Here is a 19354-nt window from a genome sequence, read left to right as displayed (position 1 = left end):
CACCGGCCGCCCCGCTCAGTCCGCCGTCCGGGCCGCGCCGCGGCGCCCCCGGCGGGCCCTGATCCACAGCGCGGCGCCGCCGCCCAGCACGACGAGCAGCACCCCGGCGACCAGCCAGGGCAGCGCGAAGTAGGACACGGCCGCGGACTCGCGGGTGCCGCGGGCGCTGGCGGTCAGCCTGATCTCGCCCCACTCCAGCTGCGGCGCGCCCGCCCACTCCTCGGTGAGCCGGACCTCCTGGCGCGGCAGCAGTTCGGAGGGGATCCGGGAGAGGTCGCGGGCGAGCAGCTTCCGCCCGAACAGCCCTTCCGCCCGGAGGGCGACCTTGGGGCTGAGGGTGACGTTGCCCCGGTTGCGGAGGGTGTACGAGATGACGGCGCGGGAGGGGCCCGTGCCCGGGACGAGCGGCCGGCTGTGCTCGACCTTCACGTCCTCGACGGAGAGCGCGGGCAGGGTGGGGCCGTTGACCCGCAGATAGATCCGGGCGCCGACCGCCTTGCGGATGCCGACGGCGACGGCGCCCTCGTCGGCGGGGTCGATGCGTTCGTCCAGGGCGACGACGGCTCCGGGGTGGTCGCCCGGCTCGGCGTCCTCGGGCACCCGGATGGTGACGGGCACGGTGACCGAGCCGTGCGGTTTCACGGTGACCCGGTCGCGGGCGGCCCTGGCCCAGGCGCCGACGGAGCGCTGCTTCTCGTTCCGGGCCCGGACGGCGAAGCCGCCGTCGCGCGCGGTGTTGTACGCGTCGGCCGCGTACAGCCGGAAGGTCATCGCCGTACCGGTCTTGTTGGTGACGGTGACCTTGTCGGTGAGGGTGGCGCCGGGGTCGGCCGAGAGATAGAAGTACGGCCGCCCGCTGGTGTCGGCGGTGGCCGGGAAGACGGAGAAGCTGCCGTTGTCGGCGGCGCCGGCCGGAGGCGCCCCGAACAGGAGGAGAACCCCGGCCAGCAGGAGGGCCGGGGCGCGTCGGAACGACGGGGTGAGGACGGGTGTGGACATGGTGCGGGCTCCCAGGGCACGCGCTCGGGCGGGGTGGGCCGGCCGGGTGCGCGGCCGGCCCACCGGTCGATCAGGTGCGGCTCACGTCAGGGTGAGCGTGAGCACTCCGGAGTACGCGCCCGGAGCGGTGAACGCCGGTACGTCGAGCGTGAGCCCGGCGTCGACGACGAACTCGCCGCCGGTGAAGGCGCCGTCGGGCGTGGAGGCCAGGGTGGCCCCGGCGCTGCCGACGCTGCCCTCGGATCCGGCCGCGCAGGTGCTCGGGCTGCCGGACGTGGTGGCGCAGACCGGCCTCCAGCCGAGCGCGGAGGCGCCGATGACGGCCCCGCCCGGTCCGGTGAAGTCGGTGACCTTGCCGGTCAGGGACCAGCCGGCGGGGCCGCCGCGGAAGTCCTTGACCGTCACCGTGTTCAGGGCGCCGCGGGAGGCGCCGCCCTGCCCGAAGTCGACCGCCGAGAGGGCGACGGCGTCCCCGGCCTGGCTCATGGAGAGGGTGCCCGCGCGCACCGAGGAGGTGAGCCGCTGGCTGTTGTCCGGGATCTCCCCGCCTCCGGTGAGGGTGTACGCCTGAGGGCCCGCACCCTTGGCCGGGTCCCAGCTCGCGCCCTCGAAGGCGACGATGCCGACGGTGGCCGGATCGCTGATCGCGGGCCGGAAGGTGAAGGTGCCGTCGTCGGCCGCCTCGGCGGTGATCCGGTCCGCGGTCGGGCCGGAGCCGTTCCAGCCGGCCACGGTGACGGCGGCGCTCGGGGTGAACTCCGCGCCGGTGACGGTCACCCGGTCACCGGGCTTCCCGGAGGCCGCGCCGAGGGAGATCGTCCGCTTGTTGACCTCCCCGCCGCCGTCCTGGGTGGCGATGATCCGCTGGGAGACCGGGGCGGGCGGATCGGTGACGGTGCAGGGGGTGTCCAGCTCCATGATGTAGCTGGTGTGGATGGTGTAGTCGCCGGGCGAGAGGGTGATCTCGCCGGGCGCGGTGACCGTGAAAGTGCCGGTCATGGAGAACGACGGGAAGGCGCCCTTGGGGGGCACCGGGTCGTTCTTCTTCGGGCCCGCCACGGTGACGGAGCCGCTCTGCGCGCCGCCCAGGGTGACCGCGCCGGTGGGCGTCATGATGTCGGCGGGCAGCGCCAGTTCGACCGGGTTGCTCGCCGCCGCCGTGACGACGGTGTAGGTCACCGTGACGGTCTCGCCGACCTTCGGGGCGGCGTTGTCGACGGTGATCTCGGCGGAGGTCGTTCCGTCGATCGGCGGGATGCCGGCGATCGCGGGCGGGATGCAGTGGGTCGGGAAGTCCACCGCGACCGACGCGGTCGCCGCCGCCTGCGCGGGCCCGGCGAGCAGCCCTCCCCCGGTGACGACGAGTGCGCCGACGCCCAGGGCGGCGGCCCAGCGGCGCCCGCGCTCCGGACGGCGGAAGGATCTTCGGCTCGCTGATCTTCGGATGGCTGAACGCATAGGCCCCCTCCTGCGGGATCCGGCGCGGCGGCTCGTCCGCTCCGGCAGGGGGCCATTGATGACTCCGGCCGAAAAGAAGTCAATGGAAGCGAAACGCGTCGACTGATGGGCCATCAGACGCTGTCAAGATCACCGCGCGCCCGGGGCCGCGCACGGCCGCCGCGGGAAGGGGCGGCCGTGGCGGAGGGGCGGTCCGGAAGGGGGTGTCAGCCCGCCCGGACGACGAGCCGCACCGCGCCGTCGGGCCCCGCGAGGAACACCGGCGTGTCCGCCCCGCCCAGATCCCGCACCGCGGCCCGGTCCTCCTCCGAGGGGGCCTCCGCGCCGGAGACCACCGCGGCCGCCTCCAGCGACGTGGCCCCGCTGGCCACGGCCATCGCGACGGCGGTCCGCAGCGCGCTGAGCCTCAGCGACTCCAGCTCCACGGTGCCCGCCACATACGTACGTCCGGTCTCGTCGCGCACGGCCGCGCCCTCCGGCACACCGTTGCGGGCGCGGGCGCTGCGCGCCAGCGTGACGATCTTGCGGTCCTCGGCGCCGAGGTCGGTGCTCTCAGTCATGTGCCGAGCATACGAAGCGCGGCACCGGGCACGTCACGCGGGCGGGCGGCGTTCACGCGCCGACCTGCCGCAGCGCGCCGCGCCGGCCCTCCGCCGAGGCCAGCCACCGCAGCTTCTCCTCCGTGCCGGTGTCCGGCCACGGGTGGTGCAGGACGACCGCCAGGTCCGGGCGGGCCGGGATGCGCAGCTGGGTGACCTCCAAGGCCAGCCTGCCGACCACCGGATGGGCCAGCTCCTTGCGCATCTGCCCGCCCGGCGCGATGTCCCGCCGCTCCCACAGCTCGGCGAACTCCGGGCTGCGCCCCTTCGCCTCGTCCACGATCGCGCGGAACCCCTCGTCGTCGGGGCACTCCGAGCACGCCGCCCGGAACTGGGCGACGACCCGGGCGGCGATCTCCTCCCAGCCCGGGTACCGGATCCGGTGGACCGGATCGGTGAAGAAGGAGATGACGCAGTTCTGCCGCCGGTCGGGCTCCATGCCCATGACGGCCGTCGACGCCTCGTTGCAGAGGACGACGTTCCAGTACGCGTCCATGATGTGCGCCGGGTACGGCATCCAGCCGTCGAGCAGCCGCCGCAGTCCGTCGCACATGTCCGCGTGGGCCGGATCGACCTCCGGGGCGGGCGGGTTGAGCCCCGCCAGTACGTAGAGGTGGCGCCGTTCGGCGCCGCTGAGCCGCAGGACCCGGGCCACCGAGTCCAGCACCTGGGGCGAGACGGTGATGTCCCTGCCCTGCTCCAGCCACTGGTACCAGGAAACGCCCACGCCCGCGAGGACGGCGACCTCCTCGCGGCGCAGCCCCGGGGTGCGGCGGCGGGCCCCGCCGTCGGGCAGACCGGCCTCACCGGGGCTCACCCTGGCCCGTCTGCTCATCAGGAACGCGCGCAGCTCCGCCAGCCGGTGCGCCTTTCCGGCGTCCACCCCGCCCCCCACCGGTGTGCCCACGCCACTCCCCCTGGTGTCCGTGTCCGCGCCCTTCCTGGTGGTGCGGCCAACAGGATAAGTTCCCGCTCCCCACCGATATTCCGTGCGCCGCAGGCTCCTTCCATGGCAATCGACTCCTCCGCCCCGGCCTCCCCCACGGCCCCCGTCCCCGCACCACCCGCCCCGGCACGGCTCTCCGGCCGGGCCCGGCTGGTCCTTCTCGTCCTGTGCGCAGCCCAGTTCATGGTGTCGCTCGACTTCTCCGTGCTGAACGTGGCGCTGCCCGTGCTCGGCGACGACCTCGGTCTGAGCCGGTCGGGCCTCCAGTGGGCGATCACCGCGTTCGCGCTGCCGTCCGGCGGCTTCCTGCTCCTGTTCGGCCGGATCGCCGATCTCTACGGCCGCCGCCGGCTGTTCCTCACCGGGCTCGCCGTGTTCGGCGCGGCGTCGCTGCTGGCCACGCTCGCCTGGAACCCGGCCGCGTTCCTGGCCGGACGGGCCTTCCAGGGCCTGGGCGCCGCGGCGATCGTGCCGACCGGGATGTCCCTGCTCACCACCACGTTCCCGGAGGGGCCGCAGCGCGACCGGGCCCTGGGCATCAGCGGCACCCTGCTCTCCCTCGGCTTCACCGTCGGCATGGTCGCCGGGGGCACGCTGACCGACACCCTCGGCTGGCGCTCCACGATGGGGCTGCTGACCGTGGCCGCCGCGGCCGTCCTCGTGGCGGCGCCGGGGCTGCTGCCCGAATCCCGTACGCCCGACCGGCCCCGGCTGGACGTTCCGGGGGCAGTGACCGTCACCGGGGGCCTGTTGGCCGTGATCTACGCCCTGTCCACGGCGGCCGAGCACGGCTTCGGGCGGACGGACGTGCGGGCCGCCCTGGCCGCGGGCGTGGCGCTGCTCGTCGCGTTCGCCGTGGTCGAGTCGCGGGCCGCCGCCCCGCTGGTCTCGCTGCCGATGCTCCGCCGGCGCACGGTGGCGTTCGGCAATCTGGGCGGTCTGCTCACCTTCTCGACGATGAGCACGATCATCTTCGTCCTGACCCTGTATCTGCAGGAGGTCCTGGGCCTGTCGGCCTTCGGGACCGGGCTGGTCTTCGGGGCGCAGGGGCTCGCCTCGGTGGTGGCCGGGATGTACGCCCCGAAGGTCATCGGCCGGGTCGGGGCCCGGCGCACGCTGTCCCTCTCCCTGCTCGGCCAGGGCCTGTTCATCGCGGCCCTGCTGACCATCGGTACGGACGCGGGCGTCTGGCAGGCCACCGTCGCGGTCTCGCTGGCCAGCATGTTCCATCTGGGCGCGATCATCGCGTACGGCCTGACCGTCACCTCGGGGGTGCCGGACGCGGAACAGGGCCTGGCGACCGGGCTGGTCACCACGACGCAGCAGGTCGGGATCACGATCGGCATTCCGCTGCTCGGCGTGGTGGCGACGGCGCACGACTCCCTGTTCGACGGCGTGCGGACCGTGATCGTGGTGGCCGCCGCGCTGCTGGTCCTCGCGGCGGGCGTGGTCGCGGCGGGTCTCCGCCGGCCGTGAGCCCCAGTCGTTCGGGGCCGGGGAGGCGGCCGTACGGAGGCCGGGGCGGCCGGAGTACGGGCCGGGACCGGGTGTCGGCGCGGGCCGTCAGCCGGCCGCTGCGGCCTCCCGCCGCCGCTCCTCGTCGCGCACGCGGTGGTAGGCGGCGGTCAGCTCCGCCAGCACGCCGTCCTCGGGGGCCGGGGCCCCGGACAGATGGGTGGCGCGCAGTTCGGCCATGAAGCGGTCCCACATCGGGGGGCCGCCGGCGGCCAGCAGTTCGGCCCGCACCGTCAGCTCGGCGCTCGTGTCCAGCCAGCGGGCGCCCCAGGCGCCGAGCTGGGCGAGGACCGGGACGAGCTGCACGGCCGCCTCGGTGAGGTGGTAGGCGACCTTCTGGCGGTGGCTCGGATCGTCGTCGCGGGTGAGCAGCCCCGCCTCGACGAGTTTCGCCAGCCGGTTGGCCAGGATGTTGGAGGCGATGCCCTCCATGGAGGCGTTGAGCAGCTCCCGGAAGTGGGTGAGGCCGCCGAACATGATGTCGCGCAGCACGATGAGGCTCCAGCGGTCCCCGAGCAGCTCGACCGTCATGTTGATCGGACAGCCGGACCGGCCCCGCGACACGGGCAGCTTCTCGGCGGGAACTGGTTGCACCATGGGATCAGTCTAGATAGCTTGACAACCGGTTGCAGATCGCAACTGGAAGGGGATCCCATGAAACAGCTGGTCCGCGTCCAGAACTTCGTCCTCTCCCAGGACGGCTTCGGCGCCGGGGAGGGACAGACCCTCGACCGTCCGTTCGGCAACGCCGACCCCGCCGCGCTCATGTCCTGGGCCGGGGCCACCGCCCACTGGCCCAACCGGACCGACCCCGGGGGCAGCCTCGGCCTGGACGACTACTTCACCCGCGACTTCACCAACAACATCGGCGCGGAGATCATGGGCCGCAACAAGTTCGGCCCGGAGCGCGGACCCTGGAAGAACCTCGACTGGGAGGGCTGGTGGGGTGACGAACCGCCCTTCCACACCCCCGTGTTCGTCCTCACCCACCACGAGCGGCCCACCCTCGTCAAGGGCGAGACCACGTTCCACTTCCTCGACGCCTCCCCCCGCGAAGCGCTCGACCGCGCCTTCGAGGCCGCGGACGGCAAGGACGTCCGCATCGGCGGCGGGGTCGCCACCGTCCGGGAGTTCCTGGACGCCGATCTCGTCGACACCCTGCACATCGCCGTCGCACCGGTCGAGATCAAGGCCGGCGAACGGTTCTGGGAGAGCCCCGACGAGCTGACCGACCGCTTCCACCTGGAGCGGGTGGAGAGCCCGAACAGCGGCATCGTGCACCACCTGTTCTGGCGGAAGTGAGCCCCGGGCCGCGCCCTACGCCCGGTCGAGCCGCAGCCGCTCCGCCCGGGGCAGCCCGGCCACCACCAGGTCGTAACTGTCCTCGATCAGCTCGCGCAGCTTCGCGTCCGGCAGACCGGACACCGTGACGGTGTTCCAGTGCCGCTTGTTCATGTGCCACCCCGGCGCCACGGCCTCGTACTCCTCCCGGAGCCGCACCGCCTCGTCGGGGTCGCACTTGAGGTTCACCGTCAGCGGTGTGGCGTCCAGCGCGCTCAGCGCGAACATCTTGCCGAGCACCTTGAAGACCGACGCCTCGGGCCCGAACGGGAACTCCTCCACACTGGCGTTGAACCCCAGGCAGAACGCCCGCAGCTGCTGGGGAGTCACGCGGCCTCCTCCTCGTCCGGAGCCAGCGGCTCCACCAGCACCGTGACGATCTTGTTCCGCCGGCCGGCCGGGGACTCCGCCGTCAGCCGCAGCCGGCGCCCGTCCGGCAGCTCCACCTCGGCACGCGCACCGGCGATCGGCACCCGGCCCAGCGCCTTGGCGAGCAGCCCGCCGACGGTCTCCACGTCCTCGTCGTCGTACTCGTCGAGCCCGAACAGCTCGCCCAGATCACCGATGTCCAGCCGCGCGGTCACCCGGAAGCAGCCGTCGGCCAGCTCCTGGACGGGCGGCAGCTCGCGGTCGTACTCGTCGGTGATCTCCCCGACGATCTCCTCCAGGATGTCCTCGATGGTGACGATGCCGGCCGTGCCGCCGTACTCGTCGATCACCACCGCCACATGGCTGCGCTCCTGCTGCATCTCGCGCAGCAGGTCCCCCGCGTTCTTCGTGTCGGGCACGAACGCGGCCGGGCGCATCGCCGTGGAGACCGGATCGGCCTCGGACTCCCGGTTGATGTGCGTCTTGCGGACCAGGTCCTTCAGATAGACGATCCCGACGATGTCGTCCTCGTTCTCGCCCGTGACCGGGATCCGCGAGAAGCCGGAACGCAGCGCCAGGGTCAGCGCCTGCCGGATCGTCTTGTAGCGCTCGATGCAGACGAGGTCGGTGCGCGGCACCATCACCTCGCGCACGAGCGTGTCGCCCAGCTCGAAGACGGAGTGCACCATGCGGCGCTCCTCGTCCTCGATCAGCGACTCCTGTTCGGCCAGGTCCACCATCGCCCGCAGCTCCGCCTCGCTGGCGAACGGGCCCTTGCGGAAGCCCTTGCCGGGCGTCAGCGCGTTGCCGATGAGGATCAGCAGCTGCGGGACCGGGCCCATCACCCTGGCCAGCGGCAGCAGGACGTACGCCGCCGCCGTGGCCGTGTTCAGCGGGTGCTGGCGGCCGATGGTGCGCGGCGAGACCCCGATGGCCACGTACGAGACGAGGACCATCGCCCCGATGGCGACGGCCAGCGCTTCCCAGGTCTCCGGGAACTCCTTGAGGCAGGCGTAGGTGACCAGCACCCCGGCCGCCATCTCGCAGGCCACCCGGACCAGCAGCGCCACGTTCAGATAGCGCGTCGGATCGGCCGCCACCTGCTCCAGCTTGCCGCTGCCGCGCCGCCCCGAACGGACCGCCTCGGCCGCCCGGAAACTGGACGTACGGGCGATGCCCGCCTCGGCGCAGGCCGCGAGCCAGCCGACGACGAGCAGCAGGACGACCCCGGAGACGAGTGCCGGGCTCACGAGACGGTGGGGGCCGGGGACGGACCGGTCAGTCCGCGCTCACCGCGCCAGCCGTCCACGATGGCCGCCTGGAGACCGAACATCTCGGCCTTCTCGTCCGGCTCCTCGTGGTCGTAGCCGAGCAGATGCAGCACTCCGTGGACCGTGAGCAGCTGCAGCTCCTCGTCCATGGAGTGCCGCGTCTCGGCGTCCTCGCCCTGCTTCCTGGCCACCTCGGGGCAGAGCACGATGTCACCGAGGAGACCCTGCGGGGGCTCCTCGTCGTCCTTGGCCGGCGGACGCAGCTCGTCCATCGGGAAGGACATGACATCCGTCGGGCCCGGCAGGTCCATCCACTGGATGTGGAGCTGCTCCATCGCCTCGCTGTCCACCACGATCACCGACAGCTCGGAGAGCGGGTGGATCCGCATCCTGGCGAGCGCGTAGCGGGCGATGTCGAGGATCGCCTGCTCGTCGACCTCGGTTCCGGACTCGTTGTTGACGTCGATCGACATGGTGCGCTGCTACTGCTTCCCGTTGTGGCGGCCCCGGCCCTTACCGGCCGTGCCGTCCTGCTCGCCCTGGCTGTCGTACTTCTCGTACGCGTCGACGATACGGCCGACGAGCTTGTGCCGGACGACATCCTGGGACGTGAGCCGGGAGAAGTGCACGTCGTCGATCCCCTCCAGGATCGCCTGCACCTCCCGCAGACCGCTCTTCGTGCCGCCCGGCAGGTCGACCTGGGTGATGTCACCCGTGACCACGATCTTCGAGTCGAAGCCGAGCCGGGTCAGGAACATCTTCATCTGCTCGGCGCTGGTGTTCTGCGCCTCGTCGAGAATGATGAAGGCGTCGTTCAGCGTCCGGCCGCGCATGTACGCCAGCGGCGCCACCTCGATCGTGCCCGCGGCCATCAGGCGGGGGATCGAGTCGGGGTCGAGCATGTCGTGCAGGGCGTCGTAGAGGGGGCGCAGGTAGGGGTCGATCTTGTCGAAGAGGGTGCCGGGGAGGAAGCCCAGCCGTTCGCCGGCCTCGACGGCGGGGCGGGTCAGGATGATGCGGCTGACCTGCTTGGACTGGAGGGCCTGGACGGCCTTGGCCATGGCGAGGTAGGTCTTGCCGGTGCCGGCGGGGCCGATGCCGAAGACGATCGTGTGCTTGTCGATCGCGTCGACGTACCGCTTCTGGTTCAGGGTCTTGGGCCTGATGGTGCGGCCGCGGCTGGAGAGGATGTTCTGCGTCAGCACCTCGGCCGGGGTCTCGGTGCCGTCGGCCTGGCCGCTGTCCGAGGCCCTGAGCATCGCGATCGAACGTTCCACGGCGTCCTCCGTCATCGGCTGACCGGTGCGGAGCACCAGCACCATCTCGTCGAACAGGCGCTGGATCAGGGCGATGTCCGCCGGGTCGCCCGTCGCGCTTATCTCGTTGCCCCGGACATGGATGTCGGCCGCCGGGAACGCCGCTTCGATCACGCGCAGCAGCGAGTCGCCCGATCCCAGGAGCATCACCATCGGGTGTGCGGCCGGGACGCTGATGTGGGCACGCGCCTGTCGCTGTGTGGGTGTCTGAGTCATGGGCCGGCCCTCGGGCCTGCGCATACCTCCCGCTCAGGGCTCTCGCTGCTCGAAAACCTCCGGAGTACCAAGCCTACGACTCCCCACCGACAACGCCGAGAGGTTTTCACCGGCGGACATCCGTCGCGGGAGCCCGTCGGTCAGGGGCGGAAGCCGATGGTGGGGACGGCCCGGCGCAGCGGCCAGGGGCGGGCGGCGGCGGGCAGCAGGTCCCGGAGGAAGGCGTAGCGGTGGAGGGCGGCGGGGTCCTGGCCGCTGACGGTGCGGATGCGTTCCCACCAGGCGGCGACCTCCTGCCAGCCGGGGGCGGAGAGCGAGCCGCCGAACTCCTGGACGGAGAGCGCGGCGGTGAGGCCGGCGAAGGCGAGGCGGTCGGCGAGGGGCCAGTTGGCGAGGGTGCCGGTGACGAAGCCGGCGACGAAGACGTCCCCGGCGCCGGTCGGGTCGAGGGCCTCCACGGCGATGGCGGGGACCTCGGCGGCGGTGCCGGTGGAGGCGTCTACGGCGTAGGCGCCCTCGGCGCCGAGGGTGACGACGGCGAGGGGGACGCGTTCGGCCAGGGCGTGGGCGGCGGCGCGGGGGCACGCGGTGCGGGTGTAGCGCATGGCCTCCTCGGCGTTGGGGAGGAATGCCTGGCAGTGCTCCAGATCGGGCAGGGCGTCCAGGTCCCAGCGGCCGGTGTCGTCCCAGCCGACGTCCGCGAAGACGGCGGCGCCCCGGCGGGCCGCGGCGGCGACCCAGGGTTCGGAGCGGCCGGGGACGAGCGAGGCGATGGCGGCGCGGGCGCGGGGCGGGCACTGGGGGAAGGGGGCGGGGGCGGCGCCGGGTTCCGCCGCCGGCGGTGACGGGGGCGGTGCCTCGTGGCCGTGGGAGACCATGGTGCGTTCGCCCTCGTAGGCCATGGAGACGGTCACCGGGGAGTGCCAGCCCCGGACGGTGCGGGACATGGACAGGTCGATGCCCTCGCCCTGTTCGAGGGCGTCCCAGCAGTACTCGCCGTAGTGGTCGTCCCCGAAGGCGGCGGCGAGCGAGGTGCGCAGGCCGAGGCGGGCGAGGGCGGTGGCCATGTTGGCGACGCCGCCGGGGCTGGAGCCCATGCCGCGCGCCCAGGACTCGGTGCCGCGCACGGGGGCGCTGTCCAGGCCGGTGAAGATGATGTCGAGGAAGACCGTGCCGGTGAGGAACACGTCGCACTGCGGGTCCTGCGGTGCGCGCAGTCCGTCCAGCGGGTCGATCCCCGGATTCTCAGCGCTCACCCTGCACTCCCCGGTCGTGGCGGTTCCGGCCAGTGTGCCCGATTCCCGTCCGTGGGTGCGGGGTGCGCGCCGTGCGCGGTGGCGGCTCCGTACACCCAGACCCTGACCTGCATAAACATGCGCCAATACCCGGGCTGGACCATGCCAAACGCATATGTGACTCACATCACAGCATGTCGCCTTTCGGGGAACCGGGGGCACTTGATACAAATTGGCGCGCGACCACCGTCGGGGATCTCCCGACATGTGTGGCCGAATCCCGCATGACCCAGCATCACGCCGCTCTGCTTCGCATCGCCCCGTTGTGCCTGGTTTTTCCGCACCACCCTTCCCGCTCCGCCTCTCCGCCTCCTCTGGCATGTCTTCAGGAACGCCCATGTCCTCGCGCCCTCGCGCCGCGTGGCCCCTGGTCGCCGTGTTCACCGCCGGTTACCTCGCCGCCTACCTCCTCCCCACCATCGTGGGGCGGCTCTCCGTCCATCTGGGCCTCAGCACCGCGCAGGCCGGTCTGGTCGGCAGCGCGCTGCTGCTGAGTTCGGCCACGGCGGGGTTCTGCCTGGCGGGGCGCGTGGAGAGCCTCGGCCCGCGCCGGCCGGCCCGGCTCGGACTGGTGCTGGCCGCGGTCGGCTACGGCGTGGCCGCGCTCGCGCACTCGGTGCCGCTGGTCGTCCTGGGCGTGGTGATCGGCGGCCTCGGCTCCGGTACGGCGACCGCGGTGGCCGCCTCGGGCATCGCCGCCCAGAGCGACCCGCACCGCGCCTCCTCGCTGGGGCTGCTGAGCGTCTCGGCGACGGCGGGCGCCCTCTACCTGACCATCCCTCACCTCGGCGGCGGCCACCGGCTGCCGTTCGCCTCGATCGCCGTGGTGGCGCTGCTGGTGTGGCCGGCCACCTCGCGGCTCGGGGACTTCGCCCCGGCCGGACCGTCCGTCCCCGCCTCGGGACGGCTGCCGCACCGCCGCTCCGGTCTGGTGCTGGCGGGCGGCATGCTCGTCTGGTCGATGGCGCAGAACGCGCTCTGGGGCGTCAGCAGCCGCATCGGCGTGGACCAGGTCGGCCTCTCCGAGGTCACCATCGGCGCGGTGTTCGCCGCCGCGCTCGGCGCCGGTCTGCTCGGCGTGATGGGTGCGGGGGTGCTCGGGTCCCGGCTCGGCCGGGCCGTCCCGATCGGCCTGGGCACCGTCGTCATCGCGGGGAGCATCGTGCTCAGCTCCTCGGCCGGCGGCCTCGGCTCGTTCGCGACGGGCGAGATCCTCTGGAACACCGTCTACCCGGTGGTCCTCTCGTACCTGATCGGTCTGGCCGCCTCACTGGACGTGCGCGGCCGCTGGGCGGTGCTCGCGGGCTCCGCCTCCTCGGTCGGCGTGGCCTGCGGCCCGGTGCTCGGCAGCGTGCTGTCCGAGGAGGCCGGGTTCCCCGTGATGGGGCTGATCCTGGGCACCGTGACCCTGCTGGTCGCGGTGCCGGTGACGGCGGTGGCGCTGCACACCGGCGGGCGTCCGCTGGTGCCGGGTTCGGTGCGCCGCAGGGGCGGCGCCCCGGCGGCCCTGCTCGCGGTCACCACCGGCGCGGTGCCGGGCGCGGTCCCGAAGCTGGGCGCGCCCGAACAGCCCGTCGCCGAGATCAGCCTGCCGGTACGCCGCAGGCGCCTGGTCCGCAGCGCCTTCCGGGCGGCCGGGCCCGCCGGGGGCGGTCAGTCGAACGCGTACGCCTCGACCTCGGACAGATAGCGCGCCCTGCGCTCCTCGTCGTGGTCGAGGAAGGCCGCCTCGAAGGAGTTGCGGGCCAGGGTGCGCAGTTGTTCGCGGTCCAGGCCGAGCGCCTCGTGGACGGCGTGGAAGGTGTCTCCGACGTAGCCCCCGAAGTAGGCCGGGTCGTCGGAGTTCACCGTGCAGAGCAGTCCGGCGTCCAGCATGGCCCGCAGCGGGTGGTCCTCCAGGGTGTCGACGGCCCGCAGCCGGACGTTGGAGAGCGGGCAGAGGGTGAGCGGCACCCGCTCGGCGACCAGCCGCTCCACCAGCTCCGGGTCCTCCATGCAGCGCAGTCCGTGGTCGATGCGCTCCACACCGAGGACGTCGAGCGCCTCGCGGATGTAGGCGGGCGGGCCCTCCTCGCCGGCGTGGGCGACCTTGCGCAGCCCGAGCGCCCCGGCGGCCTCGTAGACCTTGCGGAACTTCGCCGGCGGGTGGCCGACCTCGGCGGAGTCCAGGCCGACGCCGCTGATCCGGTGCAGATGCGGCCGGGCGGCCTCCAGGGTCTCCAGGGCGGAGTCGGCGGACTGGTCGCGCAGGAAGCACATGATCAGCTGGGTGGAGATGCCGTGCTTCTCCTCGCTGCGCTCCAGGGCCCGGCCGAGTCCTTCGACGACGGTGGCGACCGGGACGCCCCGGGCGGTGTGCGCCTGCGGGTCGAAGAAGATCTCCGCGTGGCGCACGCCCTGCGCGGCGGCGCGGGCGAGGTAGGCGTCGGCGAGTTCGGTGAAGTCGTCCTCGGTCCGCAGGACGGCCATCAGCGCGTAGTACAGGTTGAGGAAGCTCTGGAGGTCCTCGAAGAGGTAGGCGGTGCGCAGTTCCCCGGTGTCCGCGTACGGCAGCGTGACGCCGTTGCGGGCGGCGAGCGCGAAGGCCAGTTCGGGTTCGAGGGTTCCCTCGATGTGGAGGTGGAGTTCTGCCTTGGGGAGGTGCACGGGGTTTCTCGCTTACGCAGGTGGTGCGGGTCGGTCAGGGGTGCCGGGACGGGACGGGGATCCGGACCAGGTCCTCGGCGACGGTCAGTTCGCCGTCGAAGCCGGCGGCTCGGGCCTGGGCCTCGAAGGCTTCCGGGTCCGGGTAGCGCTGGGAGAAGTGGGTGAGCACGAGATGCCGTACGCCCGCCTCCTTCGCGACCCGGGCGGCCTGCCCGGCGGTGAGATGGCCGTGGTCGGTGGCCAGCCGCTCGTCCTCGTCGAGGAAGGTCGACTCGATGGCCAGCAGGTCGCAGCCCTCGGCGAGGACGTGGACGCCGTCGCAGAGCCTGGTGTCCATGATGAACGCGAACCGCTGTCCGCGCCTGGGCTCGGAGACGTCGTCCAGGGTGACCGCGCCCAGGGAGCCCTCGCGCTGGATGCGCCCGACGTCGGGTCCGGTGATGCCGTGCTCGGCGAGCTTCGCCGGCAGCATGCGCCGTCCGTCGGGTTCGACCACCCGGTAGCCGTAGGACTCGACGGGGTGGGAGAGCCGGTGGGTCTCCAGGGTGTACGCGGCGGTGGTGGCCAGCGGTCCGTCGGCGTCCACCGGGGCCTCGGTCAGCTCGACGGATTCGCGGTAGGCGGTGGCGTACCGCAGCCGGTCGAAGAAGTGCTGTCCGCTCGCCGGGTAGTGGGCGGTGACGGGGTGCGGGACCTGGTCGAGGTTGATCCGCTGGATCACCCCGGCCAGGCCCAGCGCGTGGTCGCCGTGGAAGTGCGTGACGCAGATCCGGTCGATGTCGTGCGCGGCGACGCCGGCCCGCAGCATCTGGCGCTGGGTGCCCTCGCCGGGGTCGAAGAGGATGCCCTCGCCGTCCCAGCGCAGCAGATAGCCGTTGTGGTTGCGGTGCCGGGTCGGGACCTGGCTGGCGGTGCCGAGGACGACGAGTTCACGGGCGGACACGGGCGGTCGGCGTTCCTCTCTAGCCGGGGGGCCACTGGAGGCCGCGACCGCCCAGGACGTGGGCGTGCGCGTGGAAGACGGTCTGTCCGGCTCCGGCGCCGGTGTTGAACACGACCCGGTAGCCGGTGGCGTCGATCTTCTCGCCGGCGGCCACGTTCCCGGCCTCGCGCAGGACGTCGGCGAGGACCTGCGGTTCGGCGGCGGCGAGGGAGGCCGCGTCGGGGTGGTGCAGGCGCGGGATGACGAGGACGTGCGTGGGGGCCTGGGGGTTGATGTCGCGGAAGGCGACCGTGGTGTCGGTCTCCCGGACGATGGTGGCCGGGATCTCCCCCGAGACGATCTTGCAGAACAGGCAGTCGGGCTGCGGCTCTCCCGCCATGGGGACGCTCCTTGTGGTCGCGGTGATCCGTTACGGGGCAGCCTAGCGGGCGGGCGCCGGCCGCCCGGGGCCGCCCGGGCCCGGCCGGGGCGGGCGGGCGCGGGGCGCCCCGCGGCGCATGCGCGCCCGCCCGCCCCGGCTCACTCCGGCAGGGCGGGTGCCGTCTTCGCCGGGGTGCGGCTCAGCGACTCCAGGGCGATCCGGATCGCCTCGTCCAATTGCGGATCGCGGCCCGCCACGTGGTCCTGCGGTGTCATGACGACCTCGACGTCGGGATCGACGCCGTGGTTCTCCACGCCCCAGCCGTACCCCTCCAGCCAGAAGGCGTACTTGGGCTGGGTGACCAGCGTGCCGTCGACGAGCCGGTAGCGGCTGTCGATGCCCACCACCCCGCCCCAGGTGCGGACGCCGACGACGGGGCCGATGCCCAGCGCCTTGATCGCCGCGTTCACGATGTCGCCGTCCGAGCCGGAGAACTCGTTCGCCACGGCCACCACCGGGCCGCGCGGGGCGTCGCCCGGGTAGCTGGTGGGGCGCATGCCCCGGGGCAGGTCCCAGCCGACGATGCGGCGGGCCAGCTTCTCGACGACCAGCTGCGAGGTGTGGCCGCCCCGGTTCTCCCGGACGTCCACCACCAGGCCCTCGCGGGCCACCTCGGTCCGCAGGTCGCGGTGGATCTGGGCCCAGCCGGAGCCGACCATGTCGGGGACGTGGAGGTAGCCGAGGCGTCCGCCGGACCGCTCGTGCACATGGCGGCGGCGGTCGGCGACCCAGGCGTGGTAGCGCAGGGCCTCCTCGTCGGCGATCGGGACGACGACGACACGGCGGGGGTCCCCGCCGTCGGCCGGGGAGACGGTCAGCTCGACCGGCTTGCCCGCCGAACCGGCCAGCAGCGGGGCGGGTCCGGTGAGCGGGTCGACGGCCTGGCCGTCGACGGCCGTGATCGCGTCGCCGGGCCGGACCGCGACGCCGGGCGCGGCGAGCGGGGAGCGGGCCTCGGGGTCGGAGGTCTCGGAGGGCAGGATGCGGTCGATCCGCCAGCTTCCGTCGTCCGCGCGGGAGAGGTCGGCGCCGAGCAGCCCCTGGCGGGCCGCGTCGTCGCGCCAGCCGCCGGGCGGGGTGACGTAGGCGTGCGAGGTGCCGAGTTCGCCCTGGACCTCCCAGAGCAGGTCGATCAGGTCGTCGTGGGTGGCGACCCGGTCCAGGACCGGGCGGTAGCGGTCCAGGACGCCGTCCCAGTCGACGCCGCCCATGTCGGGCCGCCAGTAGTTGTCCCGCATGACGCGGCCGGCCTCGGCGTACATCTGGCGCCATTCGGCGGCCGGGTCGAGGGTCCGGCGGATCCGGGAGAGGTCGACGACGACGTTGCCGTCGCTGTCGTGGTCGTCGTCGCCGGACACCCGGCTGTCGGACGGCACGACGCGGAGCCGCCCCCGGCTGTGCAGGACCAGCCGCTTGCCGTCGCCGCTGACGGCGAACCGGCGGATGTCGGAGGCCAGTTCCTCGCAGCGCGGTTTCTCCAGGTCGTAGCGCTCCAGGACGGTCTCGGGCTGGTGGGAGTCGGGGCCGGCGGCGCTGGTGCCGAGGACGCCGACGACGGGGTGGCGCAGCCAGAGCAGTCCGTCCCTGGCGGCCTTCAGCGAGGAGTAGCTGCCGGCCTCGACGGGCAGCGGGACGATCCGGTCGGCGAGTCCGTCGAGGTCGATGCGGGTGACGGGGAGCGCGGTGGGGTTGTCCTCGCCGTCGCCGCCCTTCTCCTTCTCGGTCGGCCGGCCGTGGAGCTGCGGTCCGAACGGGGAGGGGGTGGTCGCGGCGAGCGTCAGCAGGTGCGGCCGGCAGGTGCCGATGAACGCCAGGTCGAAGACGTGCGAGTCGTAGATCGGGTCGAAGGCCCGCTCGGAGAGGAACGCCAGGTGCTTGCCGTCGGTGGTGAAGGCGGGGGCGAAGTCCCGGAAACGCAGCGGGGTGGCCTCGGAGACCGAGAGGTCGGCGAGGTGGGCCAGCTTGATCTGGGCGAGCGGTTCGGGCCCGGGGTGCGACCAGGCGAGCCAGGCGGAGTCGGGCGAGAAGACCAGCCCGGAGACGTCGCCGTGCTCGCTGCGGTCCACCTCGTGGACCTCGCCGCTCTCCCGTTCGACGATCAGGACGCGGCCGTCGTGGGCGGCGACGGCGAACCGGCTGCCGTCGGGGGCGGGCGCGAGGTCCAGGACCCGGCCGATCCGGCCCGCGGCGAGGCGGCGGGGGAGGGCGCCCGGGGCCGTGCCGGTGGCGGGCGCGCACTCCAGCGCGTCGTCGCCCTCGGCGTCGGTGACCCAGACGACGTGCTGGTCGCCGTCGGCCTGGAAGGTGTGCGGCAGCCTGGCCCGGACTCCGGGTTCGGCGGCCAGCGCGCGGGCCGGGCCCTCGCGGTGGGTGACCCAGTGGACGGCGCCCCGGGAGCCGACGGCGCTGCCCCGGCCGGTGCGGTCCGGGGAGGCGGCGCTCAGATGGCTGCCGGCGTGCACGGGGTGCGGCTGGAGGTCGGCGCGCTGGCCGCCGAGCCGGATGTCGGCGCGGCGCGGTTCGGCGCCGTCGAGGTCGTCCAGGAGCCACAGTTCACCGACGGAGGCGTAGGCGACGCGGGTGCCGTCGGTGGTGGCCTGCCGGGCGTAGAAGCCGTCGGTGCCGGTGTGGCGGCGCAGGTCGGTGCCGTCGGGGAGGGAGGAGTAGAGGGCGCCGACGCCCTCGTGGTCGGAGAGGAACGCGAGGCGGCCGCCGACCCACATCGGGCATTCGATGTTGCCGTCGAGGCCGTCGTGGATCCGGACGAACTCCGCCGGGTCCTCCTCCGTCGCCAGCCACAGCTTGCCGGCCGTGCCGCCCCGGTAGCGCTTCCAGGTGGCGGCCTCGCGCCCCATGGTGGCCGAGAGCAGCAGGACGCGTCCGCCGGGCCCGTACGCCAGGGAGCCGACCGGTCCGTACGGCAGGGTGCGGGCGGGACCTCCGTCGACCGGGACGGCCCGTGCCCAGGTGCGGCGCGACGAGACCTGGCCCTGGGTGCTGGTGACCAGCACCTCTCCGTCGGGTGTCCAGCCCCGGACGGTGGTCCGGCTGTCGCCCCAGTGGGTCAGCCGGCGGGCGGGCCCGCCGTCGACGGGTGCGACGTGCACCTCGGGCGCTCCGTCCCGGGTGGACGTCCAGGCGACCAGGGTGCCGTCGGGCGATATGCGCGGCTGGGTGACGGGGCGGTTGTCGGCGCTGACCCGCCAGGCGCGACCGCCGTCCAGTGGGGCGAGCCAGACATCGTCCTCGGCGGTGAAGGCGATCAGATTGCCCTGGACATGGGGATACCGGAGGTAGGAAGGCTGTGTCACGACGATCAGCCTAGGTCTCCGCCCCGGCGGGCGGAACGGGGTTGGCCGGAGTCCGCCCTCCCTGCGGGGGACGGTCCGGTCATTTGCCCTGGGGATGTTCGGTGACCGTGACGGTCACGGTGACCGTCGGCCGGGCTCCGCCACCGCTGCCACCGCTGCCGCTGCCGCCGCCGATGAGGCCGGCCGGGGCGCGGGTGGAGGGCGGGGCGGAGCAGTTGCCGAGGAGGCTGGCCCGGAAGACCGTGCGCCCGGCGGACTTCGCCGTCATGTCGCCCCGGACGCACCGGCCTTCGACCTCGCGGTCGACCCGTCCGCTGACGCTGATGTCCTGTCCCTCCTTGGTGCGGCCGTTGCAGTCCACGGAGGCGACGCGCTGGACGGACGCGCTCGGTGAACCCGGGCCGCCGTCTCCCCCGTCGGTGGAGGCGGTGCAGCTCAGCCACTGCACGTGGACGCCCTCGTGCTCCAGGGCGCGGGTGGCGGTGCTGTCGGTGGTCACGGCGATGGACGCGGTGTTCAGTCCGTTCGCCGGTTCGCAGGCGGTGAGGCCCGCGACGGCTGCGGCGGCCAGAGCGAAGGCGGCCGGAAAGCGACGGGTCGCTCGGCGACCCCATGCCCTTGATGTCCCCATACGGGCAGCTTCCCACCGCTCCTGACGGAGCGGTAGACCGCTTGCGGCCACAACCCCCCTGAAGGGGACGCCGATTC

18 protein-coding genes are annotated in these 19354 nt (G+C 73.4%); 3 read left to right on the top strand and 15 right to left on the bottom strand.

Annotated elements, in window-relative coordinates:
* Positions 1 to 15 precede the first annotated feature (15 nt).
* The 4 genes from ACWCXC_RS14585 to ACWCXC_RS14570 form a co-directional block, all read right to left on the bottom strand.
* The gene (locus ACWCXC_RS14585; protein WP_450888923.1) at positions 16 to 999 is read right to left on the bottom strand and encodes a WxL protein peptidoglycan domain-containing protein; all 984 of its coding nucleotides are present in this window, start codon (positions 997 to 999) and stop codon (positions 16 to 18) included.
* Positions 1000 to 1080: 81 nt separating this feature from the next.
* Positions 1081 to 2457 carry a beta-xylosidase gene (locus ACWCXC_RS14580; RefSeq protein ID WP_450888921.1) on the bottom strand — a complete coding sequence of 459 codons (1377 nt, stop codon included), beginning with the start codon at positions 2455 to 2457 and terminating at the stop codon, positions 1081 to 1083.
* Positions 2458 to 2663: 206 nt separating this feature from the next.
* Entirely contained in the window at positions 2664 to 3017 is a 354-nt protein-coding gene (locus tag ACWCXC_RS14575; protein WP_450680129.1) for a cytidine deaminase, read from the bottom strand.
* Between the two features lie 52 nt (positions 3018 to 3069).
* A complete protein-coding gene (locus tag ACWCXC_RS14570) occupies positions 3070 to 3891 on the bottom strand; it encodes a helix-turn-helix transcriptional regulator (protein WP_450680228.1) in 822 nt (273 codons plus the stop codon).
* A gap of 174 nt (positions 3892 to 4065) precedes the next feature.
* Here ACWCXC_RS14570 and ACWCXC_RS14565 point away from each other — a divergent pair, with 174 nt between their 5' ends.
* Positions 4066 to 5478 (top strand): MFS transporter, encoded by a 1413-nt coding sequence (locus ACWCXC_RS14565; RefSeq protein ID WP_450680130.1) that lies wholly within the window; start codon positions 4066 to 4068, stop codon positions 5476 to 5478.
* Positions 5479 to 5565: 87 nt separating this feature from the next.
* Here the strand turns inward: ACWCXC_RS14565 and ACWCXC_RS14560 are convergent, their stop codons facing one another.
* Complete coding sequence (locus ACWCXC_RS14560; RefSeq protein WP_450888918.1) at positions 5566 to 6114, bottom strand: winged helix-turn-helix transcriptional regulator; 549 nt, start codon at positions 6112 to 6114, stop codon at positions 5566 to 5568.
* Positions 6115 to 6171: 57 nt separating this feature from the next.
* Here ACWCXC_RS14560 and ACWCXC_RS14555 point away from each other — a divergent pair, with 57 nt between their 5' ends.
* Positions 6172 to 6819 (top strand): dihydrofolate reductase family protein, encoded by a 648-nt coding sequence (locus ACWCXC_RS14555; RefSeq protein ID WP_450680132.1) that lies wholly within the window; start codon positions 6172 to 6174, stop codon positions 6817 to 6819.
* Positions 6820 to 6834: 15 nt separating this feature from the next.
* Here ACWCXC_RS14555 and ACWCXC_RS14550 read toward each other — a convergent pair whose 3' ends face one another.
* The 5 genes from ACWCXC_RS14550 to ACWCXC_RS14530 all read right to left on the bottom strand — a co-directional run bounded on the left by ACWCXC_RS14550 (position 6835) and on the right by ACWCXC_RS14530 (position 11286).
* On the bottom strand, positions 6835 to 7188 hold the full coding sequence (locus ACWCXC_RS14550) for an MmcQ/YjbR family DNA-binding protein (protein WP_450680133.1): 354 nt from the start codon (positions 7186 to 7188) through the stop codon (positions 6835 to 6837).
* Complete coding sequence (locus ACWCXC_RS14545) at positions 7185 to 8477, bottom strand: hemolysin family protein (RefSeq protein ID WP_450680134.1); 1293 nt, start codon at positions 8475 to 8477, stop codon at positions 7185 to 7187. Before ACWCXC_RS14545 ends, ACWCXC_RS14550 begins: the two co-directional genes overlap by 4 nt.
* Positions 8474 to 8971, bottom strand: coding sequence for an rRNA maturation RNase YbeY (gene ybeY / locus ACWCXC_RS14540; protein ID WP_450680135.1), 498 nt, complete (start codon positions 8969 to 8971; stop codon positions 8474 to 8476). The genes ACWCXC_RS14545 and ybeY overlap by 4 nt, the downstream gene beginning before the upstream one ends.
* Positions 8972 to 8980: 9 nt before the next feature.
* Positions 8981 to 10030, bottom strand: coding sequence for a PhoH family protein (locus ACWCXC_RS14535; protein ID WP_450680136.1), 1050 nt, complete (start codon positions 10028 to 10030; stop codon positions 8981 to 8983).
* 140 nt (positions 10031 to 10170) lie between these two features.
* Positions 10171 to 11286 carry a PfkB family carbohydrate kinase gene (locus tag ACWCXC_RS14530; RefSeq protein ID WP_450680137.1) on the bottom strand — a complete coding sequence of 372 codons (1116 nt, stop codon included), beginning with the start codon at positions 11284 to 11286 and terminating at the stop codon, positions 10171 to 10173.
* 376 nt (positions 11287 to 11662) lie between these two features.
* On the opposite strand from ACWCXC_RS14530, the gene ACWCXC_RS14525 reads away from it, so the two are divergent.
* Positions 11663 to 13015 carry an MFS transporter gene (locus tag ACWCXC_RS14525; RefSeq protein ID WP_450680138.1) on the top strand — a complete coding sequence of 451 codons (1353 nt, stop codon included), beginning with the start codon at positions 11663 to 11665 and terminating at the stop codon, positions 13013 to 13015.
* On the opposite strand, the gene ACWCXC_RS14520 is transcribed toward ACWCXC_RS14525, so the two are convergent.
* The 5 genes from ACWCXC_RS14520 to ACWCXC_RS14500 form a co-directional block, all read right to left on the bottom strand.
* Positions 12979 to 13971: an adenosine deaminase gene (locus ACWCXC_RS14520; protein WP_450888914.1), complete on the bottom strand. Its 993-nt coding sequence runs from the start codon at positions 13969 to 13971 to the stop codon at positions 12979 to 12981. The two genes, ACWCXC_RS14525 and ACWCXC_RS14520, sit on opposite strands and share 37 nt — an antisense overlap.
* A gap of 34 nt (positions 13972 to 14005) precedes the next feature.
* The gene (locus ACWCXC_RS14515) at positions 14006 to 14914 is read right to left on the bottom strand and encodes a ribonuclease Z (protein WP_450680140.1); all 909 of its coding nucleotides are present in this window, start codon (positions 14912 to 14914) and stop codon (positions 14006 to 14008) included.
* 19 nt (positions 14915 to 14933) lie between these two features.
* A complete protein-coding gene (locus ACWCXC_RS14510) occupies positions 14934 to 15293 on the bottom strand; it encodes a histidine triad nucleotide-binding protein (protein WP_450888912.1) in 360 nt (119 codons plus the stop codon).
* A 140-nt stretch (positions 15294 to 15433) separates the two neighbouring features.
* On the bottom strand, positions 15434 to 18646 hold the full coding sequence (locus ACWCXC_RS14505) for a S41 family peptidase (protein WP_450888910.1): 3213 nt from the start codon (positions 18644 to 18646) through the stop codon (positions 15434 to 15436).
* 79 nt (positions 18647 to 18725) lie between these two features.
* On the bottom strand, positions 18726 to 19277 hold the full coding sequence (locus tag ACWCXC_RS14500) for a hypothetical protein (protein ID WP_450680142.1): 552 nt from the start codon (positions 19275 to 19277) through the stop codon (positions 18726 to 18728).
* Between the last annotated feature and the right edge of the window lie 77 nt (positions 19278 to 19354).

The sequence above is a fragment of the Streptomyces sp. NPDC001515 genome, from assembly GCF_053597115.1.
The sequence above is the reverse complement of the archived record's forward strand: the minus strand, read 5'-3'. Positions and strand labels throughout refer to the sequence as shown.

Bases quoted from the DNA above. Each gene is read 5' to 3' on its own strand.
- ACWCXC_RS14585 (WP_450888923.1), bottom strand. From the start codon at position 999: ATGTCCACACCCGTCCTCACCCCGTCGTTCCGACGCGCCCCGGCCCTC.
- ACWCXC_RS14580 (WP_450888921.1), bottom strand. From the start codon at position 2,457: ATGCGTTCAGCCATCCGAAGATCAGCGAGCCGAAGATCCTTCCGCCGT.
- ACWCXC_RS14575 (WP_450680129.1), bottom strand. From the start codon at position 3,017: ATGACTGAGAGCACCGACCTCGGCGCCGAGGACCGCAAGATCGTCACG.
- ACWCXC_RS14570 (WP_450680228.1), bottom strand. From the start codon at position 3,891: ATGAGCAGACGGGCCAGGGTGAGCCCCGGTGAGGCCGGTCTGCCCGAC.
- ACWCXC_RS14565 (WP_450680130.1), top strand. From the start codon at position 4,066: ATGGCAATCGACTCCTCCGCCCCGGCCTCCCCCACGGCCCCCGTCCCC.
- ACWCXC_RS14560 (WP_450888918.1), bottom strand. From the start codon at position 6,114: ATGGTGCAACCAGTTCCCGCCGAGAAGCTGCCCGTGTCGCGGGGCCGG.
- ACWCXC_RS14555 (WP_450680132.1), top strand. From the start codon at position 6,172: ATGAAACAGCTGGTCCGCGTCCAGAACTTCGTCCTCTCCCAGGACGGC.
- ybeY (WP_450680135.1), bottom strand. From the start codon at position 8,971: ATGTCGATCGACGTCAACAACGAGTCCGGAACCGAGGTCGACGAGCAG.
- ACWCXC_RS14535 (WP_450680136.1), bottom strand. From the start codon at position 10,030: ATGACTCAGACACCCACACAGCGACAGGCGCGTGCCCACATCAGCGTC.
- ACWCXC_RS14525 (WP_450680138.1), top strand. From the start codon at position 11,663: ATGTCCTCGCGCCCTCGCGCCGCGTGGCCCCTGGTCGCCGTGTTCACC.
- ACWCXC_RS14510 (WP_450888912.1), bottom strand. From the start codon at position 15,293: ATGGCGGGAGAGCCGCAGCCCGACTGCCTGTTCTGCAAGATCGTCTCG.
- ACWCXC_RS14500 (WP_450680142.1), bottom strand. From the start codon at position 19,277: ATGGGGACATCAAGGGCATGGGGTCGCCGAGCGACCCGTCGCTTTCCG.